Annotated in this window: 9 protein-coding genes and 3 pseudogenes; 3 read left to right on the top strand and 9 right to left on the bottom strand. The window is 58.4% G+C overall.

Translation table 11 applies throughout. From position 1 onward, the window contains the following. Positions 1 to 114 precede the first annotated feature (114 nt). The 3 genes from AB7008_RS09150 to AB7008_RS09140 all read right to left on the bottom strand — a co-directional run bounded on the left by AB7008_RS09150 (position 115) and on the right by AB7008_RS09140 (position 5,624). On the bottom strand, positions 115 to 1,197 hold the full coding sequence (locus AB7008_RS09150; RefSeq protein ID WP_441258707.1) for an ABC transporter ATP-binding protein: 1,083 nt from the start codon (positions 1,195 to 1,197) through the stop codon (positions 115 to 117). Between the two features lie 55 nt (positions 1,198 to 1,252). Continuing rightward, complete coding sequence (locus tag AB7008_RS09145; RefSeq protein ID WP_441258706.1) at positions 1,253 to 3,007, bottom strand: ABC transporter permease subunit; 1,755 nt, start codon at positions 3,005 to 3,007, stop codon at positions 1,253 to 1,255. Between the two features lie 1,474 nt (positions 3,008 to 4,481). After that, the gene (locus tag AB7008_RS09140; protein ID WP_441258705.1) at positions 4,482 to 5,624 is read right to left on the bottom strand and encodes an ABC transporter substrate-binding protein; all 1,143 of its coding nucleotides are present in this window, start codon (positions 5,622 to 5,624) and stop codon (positions 4,482 to 4,484) included. A gap of 781 nt (positions 5,625 to 6,405) precedes the next feature. On the opposite strand from AB7008_RS09140, the gene AB7008_RS09135 reads away from it, so the two are divergent. After that, positions 6,406 to 7,236, top strand: a complete 831-nt coding sequence (locus AB7008_RS09135; RefSeq protein ID WP_441258704.1) for an amidohydrolase family protein — start codon at positions 6,406 to 6,408, stop codon at positions 7,234 to 7,236. Between the two features lie 203 nt (positions 7,237 to 7,439). Here AB7008_RS09135 and AB7008_RS09130 read toward each other — a convergent pair. The 3 genes and pseudogenes from AB7008_RS09130 to AB7008_RS09120 all read right to left on the bottom strand — a co-directional run. Next, positions 7,440 to 8,142: pseudogene (locus tag AB7008_RS09130) on the bottom strand (transposase); the annotation flags it as partial. A 927-nt stretch (positions 8,143 to 9,069) separates the two neighbouring features. After that, a complete protein-coding gene (locus tag AB7008_RS09125; protein WP_441258703.1) occupies positions 9,070 to 10,482 on the bottom strand; it encodes an amidase in 1,413 nt (470 codons plus the stop codon). 190 nt (positions 10,483 to 10,672) lie between these two features. Next, positions 10,673 to 10,747: pseudogene (locus tag AB7008_RS09120) on the bottom strand (PaaI family thioesterase); the annotation flags it as partial. A 1,868-nt stretch (positions 10,748 to 12,615) separates the two neighbouring features. Between AB7008_RS09120 and AB7008_RS09115 the strand changes: the two are divergent. After that, entirely contained in the window at positions 12,616 to 13,035 is a 420-nt protein-coding gene (locus AB7008_RS09115; RefSeq protein WP_441258702.1) for a site-specific integrase, read from the top strand. 284 nt (positions 13,036 to 13,319) lie between these two features. Here the strand turns inward: AB7008_RS09115 and AB7008_RS09110 are convergent, their stop codons facing one another. From AB7008_RS09110 to AB7008_RS09100, 3 genes are all read right to left on the bottom strand, one after another. Further along, positions 13,320 to 13,571, bottom strand: coding sequence for a hypothetical protein (locus AB7008_RS09110; RefSeq protein ID WP_441258701.1), 252 nt, complete (start codon positions 13,569 to 13,571; stop codon positions 13,320 to 13,322). 484 nt (positions 13,572 to 14,055) lie between these two features. Beyond that, complete coding sequence (locus tag AB7008_RS09105; protein ID WP_441258700.1) at positions 14,056 to 14,619, bottom strand: hypothetical protein; 564 nt, start codon at positions 14,617 to 14,619, stop codon at positions 14,056 to 14,058. A 27-nt stretch (positions 14,620 to 14,646) separates the two neighbouring features. Beyond that, a complete protein-coding gene (locus AB7008_RS09100) occupies positions 14,647 to 14,925 on the bottom strand; it encodes an IS4/Tn5 family transposase DNA-binding protein (RefSeq protein WP_441258699.1) in 279 nt (92 codons plus the stop codon). A 255-nt stretch (positions 14,926 to 15,180) separates the two neighbouring features. On the opposite strand from AB7008_RS09100, the pseudogene AB7008_RS09095 reads away from it, so the two are divergent. Then, a pseudogene (locus AB7008_RS09095) lies at positions 15,181 to 16,439 on the top strand (ISL3 family transposase); the annotation flags it as partial. Between the last annotated feature and the right edge of the window lie 25 nt (positions 16,440 to 16,464).

Here is a 16,464-nt window from a genome sequence, read left to right as displayed (position 1 = left end):
AAGCAAAAGCGGTGGGGCAAGCTGTACGGGTCGATCCGGCTGCCTACCCCACTCCTTCGACAGACGAGACCGCCGCCGCGAATCCGCAAAGTGCGCACAAGCGATGACGGCAACTCACTCTGTAAGGATCGTTGCGTCGTTTTCAATCCACGATGCGACACAGACATCGCCGATGTGGGGCATAGTGTCGGCAGAGATGTTCAGCACCTTCGACGTCAGCTGCAGTCCTGAATCGCTGCGGAATTGATAGATCGTGGCGTCACCGACGAACGTCTTTTCCACTATGCGCCCTTGAATCCCACCCGAGTGTCCGGCGACGAGGCGCAAATGCTCGGGCCGCACACAAAGCGTCGCATCCCTGTCTCCGCCCGTCCATGGCGCGGCGGGCAACATCTCGCCTGCAGGACCGTGAACGGTGCCGGATTTGAGTTTGGCAGGGATAAGATTTACTTCACCGACGAAACTTGCCACGAACAAGTCAGCGGGCTTGCGATAGATGTCCTGCGGACAAGAGACCTGCCGAATCCGCCCTTCGTGCATGACCGCGACCCGATCGGACATGGCGAGTGCCTCGTCCTGATCGTGTGTGACGTAGACCATCGTTTTGCCAACTTCCCTATGCAGGGTCTTGATCTCGTTTCTGAGATGCTCGCGCAACTTCCGGTCGAGAGCGCCCAAGGGCTCGTCAAGGAGAAGAACGGGTGGGTTGAACACGAGTGCGCGTGCGATCGCTACTCTCTGCTGCTGACCGCCGGACATCTGGTGCGGGTAGCGAGAGGCCAACGCACCCAAGTGGACCTGATCGAGAACTCGGCGGACGCGGCTTTCGATCTCCGCCTTCCCCATACGACGCATACGCAGGGGGTAGGCAACGTTCTCGGCGACCGTCATATGCGGGAACAGAGCATAATTCTGAAAGATCACACCGAGTTCGCGCCGGTGCGGTGGCAAACGAGTAATGTCCTTGTCGTCCAGTTGCACCCGACCGCTATCCGGCATCTCGAATCCAGCGATCATCATCAGAGTTGTGGTCTTTCCTGATCCGCTCGCGCCGAGCAAGGAGATGAACTCTCCAGGTGAAATGGACAGACTGACATCGTCAACGGCCGTTACGCCGCCGTAGCGCTTTTGCAGGCTGTGTAGCGAAATGCCTCCGGTCTTCACTTCGGTACCGCTAACCTTGGATGTCATCAACATTTCAGCTCCCAGGAGTACTTTGAGTACGTTCGCATCTCTTCGTTTGCCCGCGTCGTCAGGTTTTCTTCCTGGGGCCCAGCACGGCGCTGATGATAATAACAGTCGCGGCAAACACCATCTGCAGCGTGGCCACGGCCGCGATGGTTGGATTTATATCTTGTCTGATCCCCTCCCACATACGCATCGGCAACGTCGTGATCCGCCCGATGCCAAGGAACAGCACGTAAACGACATCGTCAAATGAAGTGAGGAAGGTGAAGAACACCGCGACAATCAATGCTGGCATAACAAGCGGCACAATGATCGTCCGGAAGGTGACCAGGGGACCCGCACCTAGGCTGCGTGCCGCGCGCTCGTATGTCGGGTTCAGATCGCGCAAATTAGCAACAACGATCACGACGACATAGGGAATTGCATGGACCGCGTGGCCGAGTGCCAACCCGAGCTCCGTGCCTTGGAGCCCAACTCGCACCAGCACGAAATAGGTCGCGACCGCTACCACAATGGTCGGTAAAATGATCGGCGAGAGAACGAGAGCAACGACGGCGCCTCGACCACGAATGCCGCCGCGCGACAGACCGAATGCCAGCATGCTGCCGAGCAGCGTCGCCATCGCGGCGGCCATTAAAGCAACCCGGATGCTAACCAAAGTCGCGCGCACCCACAGTGGATCGGAGAAATAGGTCTGGTAGTTGCGCAGCGAGTAGTGCAGTACCGGAAAGACGAAGTAAGACGACGCGCTGAACGACAGGTAGGCGACAATCAGGACTGGCAGCAAGAGCAGTGCTGCGAGAAAACTCGCAAAAATGGAAACACCTCGACCTCCCATTGAGGGTAGCCAACGGTCAAGCGCATTCGCTGCAGAACCTATCCGGATCAGCCACTGCGCACCGAGTCGGCGTTGAACACCGGCTTTCGAACTGAGCTTGTCATTGGAGAGTCCCAAGAGTTGCTCGATGGGAAAGAACCGCGCGCCAACCCACAAAATGAGCAAGACGGTCGTCAAGAGGACCATGGAAAGAGCTGAGGCGAAATTCCAGTTAAGCAGATCCACGACCTGGGAGCTGATTTCCATCGTAATCATGACATCCGATAGGCCGCCGAGTAGTGCGGGCGTCACGTAGAAGCCAAGACAATAGATGAATGCTAGCAACACTCCAGCGATGACGCCCGGCAGGCTGAGCGGTAGAAATATTGTTAGGAAGGCGGCGACCGGACTTGCACCGTTGGCTCTTGCGGCACGCAGTAGCTTTTGATCTATGCCAGACATGACCGTGAGCATCGGCAAGATCATGAGCGGCATGATGACGTGAACCATGCCGACGATCACACCGAAACGGTTGTAGAGCATCGGAACGGGTTGCGAGACCCATCCGAGCTGGAGCAGCATCTGATTGACGACACCGTTGCGTCCCAGAAGGACGACCCACGAAAAGGTCCGCGCTAGAACGCTTGTGAAATATGGGAGCACGACCGCGACGAGGAGAAAGGTGCGCAGCACCACTCCGCCTGTTGCGAGCGAGTATGCAATCGGGTAACTCAGCACGAAGCTAAGCGCCGTCACCATTACGCTGATTTCCAAGGTGTTGCGCAAGACGACGATGTAGGCGGGGTTGTCCCCGATGCGCAGGAAATGCGCCAGCGTCCAGTTTGGCATCCCGAACGAAAGGAGCAGAAGCTCCGATAGTGGCACCACAAAGAGCACCGCCAGGAACAGGGCCCCTGGTAGAAGGAGCCAGGCCCAGGGTGTGACCCGGCCCGACGGTGCTGGCGAGGTCGCTGGTGGATTGTTCATTGCGATGGATGTCATCGGGCCCGCCATGTCAGCCAACGCTCCTGGACGTGATCTGCATTGGTTTTGCCGTCTGGGCGCGCCGCGGCCGCAGATGACTGAAGAAGTGAGCGCCGGCTCGGGCGAAAAAATGAATGGCGATTAGGCTGAACAGCCATTGCCCCCTTGCTCCTCCGTTTCGTGTCGCTAAGCACGGTCGTAATATGCGCAGGCGCATAAGGACGGCGAAGATTGCCTTCTAGTCGGTGAAATTATGCGGGATGATGCGTTGCCGCGCATTTCGACGTGGCTTGAAGCAGCAGTCCCGAGAGATCGCCTCGGGAGCCTGTTCCAACGTCGTCCGGCACGGCGACCTAAGTTAGGGGGCGGAGCCTCAGCCTCAGAGCCGTCTAATCAACTTAGCGTTGTGTCTCAGGCCGAGATTGTACCCGCGCGCTGCGGCAGCCACAGTCACTCCGGCGCGTCTGTCTCGAACAAATATCCGTACTCTGTGCACGACGATCTGTTGAAGCTGACGGGGTCGGCAAATTGTCAGGAAAGATGACGCCGCAACCGGCTGTTCTGGATCGGTGCTGATGCTTAGGAGCGAGGCGTCATCCAAGACGGAAGTGGGTCAAGCGGCGTCCGATAGACTTCGGCATTCTGGTGGCTGGTCACTCGCACCGCACAGCCTTTGGACTTTCGACTCCGGATGTACGAAAGAGAGCTCGGTCGCAAGCTGCTGCGCTCGGTCGGCCGCCAGCTCAATATTTTCAAGGATCAGCCCGCCCTGATTCTTGTACTCATCGCCAATCATGAGGTCAAAAGAGTAATACGGCATTTTGAAAGTAAGACCGCAACGCCGGGAAATTGCTGATCAGGCGCAAGGTCGTGCTCAGTTGAGACCAAGGCCACCTTCAAGCTGCTAGGTCGGCTTTTTCTGCATGGCTTAGCTCACCACGTTTTTTCCTCATACTGGGGCCCACGAGCTGCCTACGCCGATGCGGAAGCTGCATCGCACTTGCGTCTTAAGTCTCAATGCGACCAACCTCTGTGCCGTGTGGTGGGCTGCGTGAGCCTCGAGATGCGCCCCCTGGGATGCCTTCCCTTGAGCAACAAGCGGAGTTGCTCTGAATGCTCGCTCCTCATTGTGGGCTCAAGACCGAACGCCGCGCTTGAGGTTTGGCGTCAAATGGCAGAAGCGCGTCGTGATTGCACCCGGCCCAGCGGAGTGGACGTTTCGCACATCGCAGCGCGCGAGGAGCAGCATCGCGGTCGGCGGCCGATCATTTGGGCGAGCAACAGCAGGCGTCGACTGTTTTGGCCTTCTCGGCAATGACCTAGATCAGTCCCGTGACTCAGGTAAGTATTAAGAAATGATCGACACGCTGAAACGGGCGATAACGCACGCCGGGGTTAGGCGCGAACTCACTTGTTCCAACAGGTGAGGGGTCATCGAATGCTTCTTGACGCAGCCCACAAAGACACCGCCCAACGTTGATTAGTGCTGATCTTATAGTGCCCGCCAAGCGAGAAAGCGCTCCTGGATGTAATCGGAATTAGTCTTGCCGACCGAGTGCATCGCCGCGAGCCAAGCGGAGTCCTCGATGACGGCTTTCGAAGCGTTCTCCGGATTTATGCTAAGCTGCGGAATCAGGTGAGGGGGTAGATACTTAAGCTGATGTGTATTCGGCGCTGAGTAGCCGGTGCCCTGAGTAACGCCGGCGGCAATCTGAGCGCGGTTCATAAAGGCGATCAGCTTTTGGGCATTCATTGTGTTCCGTGAGCCCCTCAGAATAACAGCAACTGTGCTGCCCGCCAGGTGGGCTCCGTCCCAGACCATTTTGAGCGGCGCGCCCTGATTGATTGCGCTGAGTACACGGCCGTCCAACACGCTGGTCATCGCGTATTCTCCGTTGACCAACAGTTGAGGGGGTTCGCCGCCCGCCAACCACCACTTCGCTATATGCGGTTTGATCTGGTTGAGCTTCTCGAATGCGCGGTCCAGCTTGTCATCGGTCAGCGGCCAGATCTCATTCCGCGCAACACCGGCGGCCAGGAGTGCAAACACTACCGCGCGCCAAGGGTTAATAACACTCAGCCCCCGTGGTCCCGGAAACTTCTTGACGTCCCAAAAATCCGCCCAGCTGTTCGGACCACCTTTCGGGAACGCGCGCTCATCATAAGCTAGCAGCGTCGCCGTCGAGTAAAGTATAACTCCACTTTCGAGACGAGCGCTCGGGGGCACGCCTTCCAGCGGCTCTTGGTCCCAGAGGCTATAATCAATCGGCACGAACATGCCAGCAGCATGCATATTTTGATAGCTCACTACCGACACCCCCGCGATGTCCCAATCAATTTTGCCAGCACGGGACATCGCCATTATCTGCGGGTCGGCATTATCAGAAACAACGTCGACGACATTTATTCCCGTAGACTTCGTAAAGGGGTCATGGACGTATCGCCGAAAGCCTTCGGTGTACGAGCCGCCGAACGTCTGAACGACGACTTCGCCGCTGCCGGCGAGCTTTTCCTTCGTCCACGCGGAGCTTGGCTTCGCGACGAAAGGCACGGCTAGTGAACACGCGGTCGCTTGCAATATTGATCGCCGGTTAGTGCCACGCTGTGAATGGTCAGCGGATTTCTGTTTGCTCATATATCCCCCAACTGAAGCGGAGCGGCATTGTTCGCAAACCGGGTCACCGCATTGTCGCCGTTAACGCACCTCTTAGCGTCAACCAGGCTGCGCTTCCTCACAAAGGAACTATATTTTGCGACGCGCCGGATTCGCGGCTAAAACACGCCACAAGAGCGAATAAAACGTGTGAAACCGTTCCATATGCGCAGGATATCTGCAGACGTAGCGTCCCGGCAAGTCGTTCGTAATCTGGCGCGACTCCAGGAAGCTCTGGGATAACGAGGCGACGTGGGATTAAACTGATCGCTGTTGTTCTAGTCATCCTAGATTCGCATAGTTCACCGCGGCAACACAAATTGCACCGTGACGAGAATGCCGCAGGTCCCGAGCGGCGCCATTTGGTTGCGCATCCAACGCGGAAGCCTCGACCAAGTAGCGATCGCTACAAAATACAAAACCCCAAGCTGCTCACGCGCTGGCAACGGGAATGATCCAACCAGCCTGCGGCCTAGCCGGATGCGTACGACACAGCAGGCTCAACCGGTCTTCCAAGGGAGTGCCTGAGCAAGGCTGAGCGCCGTAGAAGATATCGTCAAAGGGCGGTCCAAGCGCAAACACTGACATTGGTGCACAAATGTCGACCATACGATCCGATAATTGGCGCTATCCCTGCTATTTTGCCGAGAAACGACATGCGAACTCGCTAAAGTTCCAGCTAATCAAAAATGTTATCGGCCCTGATATTGCAGGCTGGACATAAATGCGGCTTGATCAAGCCTATCATCGAAGTAGGTGAATCATGCAGAAGATCGATGCGCACCATCACTACTGGCGAGTCGACCGCGGCGACTATTACTGGATGGGGCCGCGTTGCGCGCCGCTTGTGCGCGATGCGTTACCGGCCGATCTCAAGCCGCATCTCGAAGCCGCCGGCATTGCTCGCACAGTCCTGGTGCAGGCTGCGGTAACGGTCGCCGAAACCCAATTTATGCTCGACCTTGCCGACGAGCATTCCAGCGTCGCGGCGGTCGTCGGCTGGGTCGATCTCGATGCCGACGATGTGGAAGCGACGCTGCGTAGGCTGGCAGCGCGGCCGAAATTCCGCGGCATCCGCCCCGTGCTGCAGGACATCGACGACACATTCGATATCCTAAAGGCAACGCAGCTCGCGGCTTTGAAGCTTCTACCGAAACTCAACTTGCGTTTTGACGCACTGATCCAGCCGCGCCATCTGCCAGTCGTTGCGGCGCTGGCCGACCACATTCCGGACCTGCTGATCGTCATCGACCACGGCGCAAAACCATTCATCGCCAAGGGCATAATGGAACCATGGTCGAGCGACATGGAAGCACTTGCAAAGCGGCCATCTGTTGCGTGCAAGTTCTCAGGCTTGGCCACTGAGGCGGGACCCAACTGGTCGGTTGCGTCGCTGAGGCCCTATGCCGACCATCTTCTCGCCTGCTTCGGCCCGGAGCGTCTGATGTTCGGCAGCGACTGGCCGGTCTGTGAGCTTGCGGCCACCTATGAGAATTGGCTGGCCGCAGCGAAGGAGCTTTTGTCGGGCCTCTCCCCTTCCGAGCTCGATGCAGTCTTCGGCGGCAATGCTGCTCGATTCTACAGCATCGATTAGAGTGACTCGGAGATTGTTACGGTCTTTGGCCGGAATGGCGCAAAGAAACCTCTAGCAGGCTGTTGAAGAAGTAGCCATGGGCGGGCAATAAGAGGAATGTCGTCGCTGCCTTCGAGGCATATCTCATTCCAAGCGAGCCATCGGCGCGCTTTCTGCCATGTCGTGATCGGGCGTTTCCACGACACGCCGTTTGCCTCGTACGCTCATAGCTGCACCGCCAGCAGCTTGGGCAGGCGAATCAGATTGTGGCCGCAAGCGCCAGCGTAAAGACAGCGTCCACGCGCCCGCAGCTTTACCTTGATTAGCCGGCGGAACTCTTGATCAGCGCGAAGACCTCCTCAATCCGCTCGCGGCAGCGTTGGCTGACATCGTAGGCGGCATGGCGGGTGGCGCGAGCGTCGACCGCGTCTTGCACGGGCCTGCCCTGCTGAGGTGTCCGTCGATCGCGACATGCGGCGTCACCGATCGTTCTCTCAACTCGTGGGCGAACTGGGTAACGTCATAAGCCTTGCCCGCGCCGAGCGTGATGCGCCACCTCCTGCGATGGCGAGTATTAATCAACGCGAGTGCCGTCTCTCGTTCGGCAGTGCCGGTGGCCTGGCTCACGATGCCGCCGACCGCGAGGCCATGGAGATTCTCCATCAGAGCATGCCTCATGTGGCAGAGTTTGGCCGGCTGCCCGTCGCCCTTCTTGTACAACCGAGCCTCCGGGTCGGTCGTACTTTGATGCGTCTCGTTTGAACACTTCTCTTTGTGGAAGCTGCGCTTAGCGTTGCGTCCCGGACCTTCACTGTCGTTGTCGCCTCGATCCTTCCTGCGGAAGCTCTTGATCGAAGACCACGCCTCGATCAGCCTGCCGTCCACCGGGAAGTGAACACTCGACAACAGCCGCTTCACTTTCGACTGCGCCAGGACCGCGATCCAGATCGCCTGTCCGATCCCCGCATCCCCGCCTCCCGATTCAATCATCGAGAGAATTACGTCCCATTCCATCCCGCTAGAGAGTTCTGCAACAGGCTGCTAGAGCGGCTCAGCGACTTTATCAAAAAGCTCGACAGCTAAAGTCGAGGTGGGCACCGGAAGTGCGACTCGGCGAACTGGATCGGTTGGTCCTCGACCATCACGCTGGCGGCGACGGTCACGAGGACAATCCCGCCTGTCGTCTCGAGATTGGCAGCGTCACTAGTCGACAGCACCGCCGATTAACGTGAGCTAACCGTTAATGCCGAAGCGCTTGAGCGAGGCGGTGATCGAGCCCGTTTCCGCCACGGCGGTCTCGATGCCGGCGAAACGTTTGGCGTCGAACCAGGTTGTCGCGCGTGACACCAGATGCCGTCGGACTCGCGGCCAGTCTCCACACGAAATCACGGTCGATGCCCTGATAACGGCCAGCGCCTGGGCGATGCGCCGACTCGGTCGATGATGAAAGCAAGACAATGTGTCATTCCGATTAACTGTCCTTTAGCCCCGTCGATATGCACGTGCGCGCTCGATACGACAAGACATGCGCTTGCGCGCGCCGCGACCCTGCTCGGCTTTCAGCTCGCTTTCAAAATGGCGCAATGGCACTGCGCAGCGTGCGCCGGTTGACGCCCTAGCGCTCGGCTAGCATAACCTCAGGCGATGGGGGCACATTCTCGACGAAATCGCTGGACGCCCCCCCTGCAGGATCTAGCCGCGATCGACGGCTGATGCCATGAGAAAAGAGTGGTGTCGCAAGCGCCCCCTTTTTGCATGTTGCGATCACGACGCTTTCGATATCAATTCTGGTGCCACCTGGCAGCAGGTCGATGCCTGGCGGTACCGTGCGTCGCTGCGCCGCTCCTCTTTCGATTAGTTGAATTTCGCGAATAGGTCCGGATGTCGACAGTGCCAATCGGTGATCTGCTGGAATGCATGACCCGCGCGAAGTAGCATCGCTTCCGAAAGATGCGGCCCGACAAGCTGGAAACCGATCGGTACGCCGTTGCGGTCGATTCCGCCTTGAAGCGTCAGTGTTGGGTTGTGGCTCATGGTAAATGGGGCTGTGTAGCCGAGCAGCACCTTTATGTCGGTGCGGGCCAACTCGTCCAACTCCGATACTGGAGGTGTTATCCTGGCAAACACGGGAACAATGAGCAGATCGACGTCCTCGAATACCCCCGCTAGCTGGCCGCTATAGGTCATCCGGTCCTGCGCGGCCTTACCATACGCCAGCCCGCTCATGCTGCGAGCCACTTCGAGCGACATTCTTAGCTTGGGGCCGTACTCCGCCGCGCGGCTCGGGTAGGTCGCATCGTGCGCGATTGCCATCTCGACCATGCACAGGTTCATAAGGGATTCCACTAAGGTCTCGCTCTTAGGCATTTCAACCGGCAGAATGCGAGCCCCGAGATCGCGGAAGGCGGCGACGGCTGCTACCATGACCTGCGCGACATCTGGATCTAGCGTATCAAACACGAAACGCTCGTCCAGCCCGACACGCAATCCGTTGATGCTGCCGCCGAGCTCGGCGAGAAAGTTCGGCACTGGTGCACGTAGGGTAGCTGGGTCGTGGGGATCCGCTCCGGATATCGCCGTCATGATTGCCGCCGCGTCGGCCACTGTGCGCGTCATTGGCCCGATATGATCGAGCGAATCAGCTAGTGCGAAGGTGCCGTGCCGGCTCACCCTGCCCCAGGTCGGCTGGAGTCCCGTCAGGCCGCATGCCGCGGAAGGCAACCTTATGGAACCGCCCGCATCCGATCCCACGGAGGCGAAACATAGACCGGCGGCGCTCGCCACACCGCATCCGCTCGAGGACGCCCCCGTCCAGATCGATGTGTTCCAGGGATTAACTGGCGTCGGCATGTCCTGATGATGGCCGCCGAATGCACCTTCTGTCATGCTAAGCTTGCCTAGGATCACTGCACCGGCACGCTCAAGTCGATCGACAACGGTGGAATTGTAGGACGGCGTAAAGGAGCGATGAAGGACCATTCCGCCCGATGTCGGCGCGAAGGTAGTGAAGAAGGAGTCCTTGACCGCCACCGGAACACCGTGAAGTGGCCCACGCCACATTCCGCGCGTCAGTTCGCCTTCCAGCAGGCACGCCCTCGCCAGAGCATGATCGGCTGTAACCGTAATGTAGCTTTTTAAGCCTACGTCTAGAGCGGCAATGCGATCGAGCATTGCGCGGGTGACCGCGGTTGACGAAATCTCGCCGTACCTGATCTTGCACGAAAGGTCCGTTAGGCTGAGGTAGTGCATACCAAAAAAATCGCTCATTGAGGAAATCCCATGTTCTGTCGGCGGCTGAGCGGCCATGCACAACTTTCAAAGAAAACGCGGGAACTATATTTTTGCTGTGACGCCACCTTACGTTGCCGCCGCCTAATGGTGCCGGAGAAGGTGAAGACCGTCTGCTCGCCGCCTTAAATTGACCGCGCACGAAGATGACGGAACTGCCGGCGCGGGTGACTTCGCCTGTACCCACGATCAGTTCGCCTTCGCGGGCGACATCGATGAACTCGCAGGCCAAATTAGTCGTCACGCCGGGCCCTGCAGTACGGGGCACGCGATGACGAACAGACAAACGCTGCAAATGTCATCAAACAGCCCCCCACGGACGATTCCAACATCACGAAGGTGCTTTTTTCTCGGCCCAGAAAGTGCAGCGCGCACTGCCGTCCGGCTCCTCGCGAAACCAAAGGGGCCCGGTATGAGTCTCGAAACCATCATCGTAGTAGTTTATCCACTGGTACTTGGGGTTCACGGTCGCCACTTTTCCAGTATCCAAGCATTTGGAGTTTTCGACGGAATTGCGCCCTAAGAGTCGCAGCAAACCCTTGTCGGAACTTGGACTCGCGCCGACTACCGCCACTGATTTCGGCTGGAAAAGAGCTGACAGCTGGCTGCGGGGGCCGCCTGCAGTTCGTTCACGCCGGCGCAATCTCCACTTTCGTCAGACCAAAGACTAACGTGTGTTCAACGCCCAAAAACAGCGAAGTCCGGGGCGCAATCGAAGAAATGCTTCAAAATAGTAGGCGGTGATTGAGATAGCCGAAAAAATTGTGCCCCCCGTAACGCCGATGCGCGTAGCAGCGAACGTCGAAGAATATGGCGATGTCTAAGGGGCAGCATTAACCAGCATTACAAGGGCACGTTTAGCTAACCGGCGTTTGACCTGCTGCCGAGCCTCGCCTCAGAATTTGACGGTTCACATCTGCACTTCTGCGCCGGATTTCCGACTGTTCTTTTTTGCATTCGGAACGACATGCGGATGGTCGGGCTCTCGCCGCGTGAACCGCGCGAGAACGCGCTCGAACACCGGTTCATGTTGAGGTGACGACGAACGCCTGTGAGCGTAAACTTCGGCGAGCTTGTGGATCGCGTATGGTCCATTGCGCGTAGCTAAAAATTGCCAATAGCCGGCTCGCGGACCTGGAGCTGAAGCTTCGAGCGCACCCTAAACTCTGTCGGCGAATTGTACGAGTGGCGTCGAGAGATCCGTTAGCCCGCTCGCGCTTATGATGGTCGTAGCGTCCACGTTCGAGGTCAACATACAAACAACCGACCGCTGGGATAGGTGATGCCGCGGCCTGGCTCCGACCCGCGTCCCGCCATAGATGCCCGAAAATATGAAGCGAGCAAGATGTCGCAACGGACGCTTGCGCGCCAGAGTCTTCAAACCCTGCCGCTTTCGCAGTTTGCGATAACACTGGCAAGTCCAGATTAGCTTAGCCGCATCGCTGCGAGTTAACCGCTCGTCACGCGGTTCGCCCTTCTCCGGTCGCGAGATCTTGAGAATTCTCTGATAACCTTCGGCAGCATGCTGGGTAATCGCCGCACGGAGATCCTCAAGGTCGCGGCGCCCGCCCGTTTTGCGGCGCTCCTTGGTGAAGGAGCGACCCGCTTCCCCATTGACTTCGCCAAGTATTTTGGCGGCCCACTATTCGTTCAAATGCGCTTCTTGAACTTGCGGATGCCGGGAATCGCATCCTCGTTTTCGCCATCGACCTTAAAGCGATCAACGCTTCATCGACAGGACGGCCGCAATCGGAATATCATCGGCGTGCCGTACTCGCCGCTTCGGCTGTCTGGCGCTGGTAGTGGACCCTCGCTCTTCGGGCACCCCGTTAGCGCGGAGATTGGAGTCGGCAGCGAGTTCACCAGCACTGCCATCCTGACTGCATTCCCATTAGCGGGGGCCGATCGTCGCAAGTCGCGAGCTGCTCGGCGACAAGTAGCAACTCTTGATCAATTTGGCGTTTGTTCCATGAGTGCCAACGATCGGCTTTGTCCCAAACCTCACCAACCTCGTTATACTTCTTGCGTGTGTGAGCCAAATAATCAGGCCCAGTGCGCATAATTCCGAGTTATATGCTCTCCCGCGGCACCTTGTGAGGGTGCTTACCATTAATGAATCTGAGCCAATCCCAAGCCTGCTTGTACTGCGATAGAAACTGGCTGCGTTTGCGGATTGGAGTGGTCGTGATGCTGATCAGCTCAGCGGTTGCGGAGTACTTGCGGTATTGTGCGATTGAACGGCAACTGTCCCCGCACAGCCTGCAGGCCTGCGCTGTGGATCTGAACGATTTCCATCGATTCTTGGGTGTCGATCGTTCGGTTGAATCGATAATTGGGGCGGATCTTGGAGCTTATCTTCGATCTGTTGGCGCGGAGGAAGCTTTCGATCTCAACTGCGCGTGGACCCTTCGCTTGCCTACGCACATTCTTTCGTCGAACGGCCGCCTTGGAACCTGCTGCGGATCCCTTCCGTGGGTGGCGACTAGAGCTTCCGCAACAAAAGCGGTTGCCGCATTGACTAAAGCGTTCTGAGGCTCGAAATGTGTTGTCGGGCCTGGCAAGCGCCGGAAGAGCGTCACGGTCCGTTTCGATCGCGGTGCGCCTGATGATCGCGACCGGAATAAGGGTAGGTGAGCTCTGCAAGATACTTATTGCCGATGTGACTGCCGAGGGGACGCGCGTCAGGATTCGCGGTAAGGGAGCAAGGGATCGAGAGGTGTCCATTTCGATCATTTCGATCGTGGTCGAGTAGCTCGGCCATTTGGCTTTGCCCTCACAGATCCGGGCGGGCGGCTTTCCCGTACCGGTAACCCGCGTCATATCCGCGCCTGCGCCCCTGTGCGAGTGATGCGTGGAGTTGGCAGGCGGAAGCGTGCCGTCAGGGTTTCGAACTCGGGCCGGCCCATGCGCCGACTTTTCTGGCTGCGCCATCTCAGACAACGCAGCCAGGTTCGACGCACTTCGAAGCCGTTGAGCGCTAGATAATTGTGCGGCCTGCCATAGTAGCCATAGTGCCCGCGCAGCACGGCGGCGAACCGCTCGTGCTGCTTGGCCAGTGGCGCGTGCATGGCATCCGTCGGTGAAGCTTTCAATTACCCACATTTCCAGCCGCGCGATTTCGGCGCCAAGTTCGATATCTGTGAGTCTTGAGTGGCCGCGCCAGATGACAACATTTCCAGGCGGCGGATCGCCCGCCCTGGCCAGGTAGCCACCCAATCGTGCAAGCTTGGTGAGATAAAATGCAAGGGTTCCAGGGCGACATCGTCGATGGCTGGCGCCGCTGATGAGTCGATCGAGCAATGCGATCTTGGTATTCGTCAATGCGAGCTTCGGCGGCGCGTCCGGGGCGATGCGATTGAGCATGGTGAGCCAGAGGACGCGCCAGCTGAGGAATGCAGAAGACCGCCATTAGATTGGCAGGTCGCTCCGCGGTCCGGAGTTTTGAGTCTTCCGCCTTGCAGCCCGATTTCAGGATCTTGTGGAATACCTCGATCTTTCACCGTATGGCGTACCAGTTGATCTTCTCGATTGCTTCGGAGCGACTGCGGACGGCTAGGTCCGTGATGAGCTTCCACTCAATTGGTTTACGGCCATTTGGCGTACCGCGCTCGTGGCGTGGATTATCGTCAGGTCGGGGGCCGGATAGCGTTTCTGCTTCCCGATGGGAGGTAAGACCACGATCCGCTTGAACTTGATTTCCAGCGCGGCCTTCGTCGCCTCTCCCTTGTCGTTGCGCACGTCGATGTAATGCAAGCCTTTGACGCTGGTCTCTTCCATCTCGGTTGCGATCGTATGACCGCCATCGCCTGCCAGCCGATCGACGCAGGCGCGGACAAGGAAGTGGGCGCCAAGCTCTTGCGTCAGGCAATATAATTCGTAGATGTCGCTTTCGCGGTCGCCGATATGAATGCAACGCGCCGGCTGTCCGAGCCGCTCGATCGACTGCCTGAGATTGTCGAGCCAGCGAACGCTTTCCTTCTTCTCAATCGGAACGCGGGTCGGGTTGATCTTCTTCTTGAGCTGCGCCGTGCCTTTGAACTTCTTCCGTGTCCAGAACTTCACCGCGGCCAATCCCAGCGGTAGACCTTCGACAGTCACGGCGAGACTGGAATGCATCAGCATTCCGCAGACCGTGTGATGGCGTCAACGGCCGTCCTTGTCCCGGCCGCTGTTGACACTCTTGGTCAGGCCATTAGCGCTCGTGCTCGCGCGCTGGTAGGAGAATTCCGTAGTGTCCTGAATAAGGAGGATCGGGCCTCTACAATCATCGTAACGCGCGCGGGTGGCGGCGAAGTGACCACTGAGGATGTCGGCTTCCTCCACGCGATCGTTGGCGAAGAAGCGGTAGGCCGCTTTCGTGTTCGCCCAGTCCTGGCACGCGAGCGGTATGCTCCCGCCCATGCCGTCACCAATTTGCTTCAACAGCTCGCGAGACCGAGACGGGCATCCTTGAACGCTGTCTTGTCGATCTCGCGCTCCGTCCAATGTTCGACGGCACTTTCATCACCATCATCCGGGCCGGCCGACCAACGACACGTCGTTCCGCTTGAACACATCAAGGCACCTCGCCGTCGCGATTCAGGTGCCCGACAACGAATCACAAGCGATTCATCCGATTAAAGATTTTTCGATTAGGACTATCGAAATCGAATCAAGCATTTGTGGGTGATTAAAAGCTTCGCCGAAGGGGTACTGCCGCCATCGGCTCGACGCACGGCAAGGCTGGACTCCATCGTCCATCACCTCGGTCTAGCGCTTGGCGGTAGACCGGCAGCAGGCTTTGCAAAGCGGCTGATGCTGCCGGTGAACAAAGATACGCTTCTTCGCATAGTTCGGCGCTGTAGCCGTTCCCCCGCTGACCCGCTCAGGGTTATCGGCATTGATGACTGGGCCTGGCGGCGCAATCACCGATACGCCAGCATCATCTGCAACCTGGAAAGGCGCCGGGTGGTCACCCTGCTGCCGGATCGTGAATCAGCGACCGCCCACCTGGCTCTCTGCACATCCCACGATCGCGATTGTCGCCCGTGATCGTGGTGGAGGATATGGCGAAGCCACGGCAAAAGCGCTGCCGCACGCGGTACAGGTCGCCGATCGTTGGCATCTGATAGAGAACGCCAATCGGGCCTTTCTCGATGCCGTGCGCAAATCGATGCGCCAGATACGCACCGTCATCGGTGCGACCACGATCGATCCGAAGCTGCTCACGGCCGCCGAGCGCCTCCAGAGGGCTATGTGCGCCGCGAGGAGACCAACGCGGCTATCCTGGCTCTGTCGAAGAACGGCATACCTATCAAGCAGATCGTGCGTCAGACCGGCCATGGCAGGAAGCTGGTGCGACAGGTGATCCGCGGCGAACGTCACGACGTCTTCCGAACCCGGCAAAGTTCATTGGATTTGCACTTGCCATGGCTCGGCGATCAATGGGCGTCCAGCTGCCGCAAATGGAGCTGAGCTTTTGCGCCGCTTAACAGCGCGTGGTTTTCGAGGCTCGCTCCGCGTCATCAGCGAGTGGGCGACCCGCAGGCGAAGAGCCGAAAAGACCGACGCGGAAACCCTTCAGCGGATCCCGTCGGCCAGGACGATCGCGCGTCTCATGACAATCGGGCGGACTTGCTTACGAAAGCGGAGACTGTCACGGTCGCGGCGATCGAATCTGGCGTAACAACGCTGGTCGAGGCGCGCGAGACCATCGCTGAATTCCACTCGATGGTCCGGCGCGAGGTTGAGGCGGGACTTACCCATGGATCGAGCGAGCCCGCGCCAGTCTCGCAGCTTCTTTCGCCAATGGCGTCGCTAAGGATGAGGCGGCAGTGCGGGCGGCGATCACTTCGCCCTGGTCCAACGGGCAGACTGAAGGTCAGATTACGCGCCTCAAGCTCGTTAGACGTCAAATGTACGGTCGCGGGAAAATCGATCTGCTTCAAGCCGACTAATCGGCGCAGAATAATCGGAGCTGGA

It is taken from the genome of Bradyrhizobium sp. 521_C7_N1_3, assembly GCF_052075975.1.
Taxonomy (GTDB): Bacteria; Pseudomonadota; Alphaproteobacteria; order Rhizobiales; family Xanthobacteraceae; genus Bradyrhizobium; species Bradyrhizobium japonicum.
Note: the sequence above shows the minus strand (reverse complement) of the source record. Positions and strands in the feature narration are given on the sequence as shown.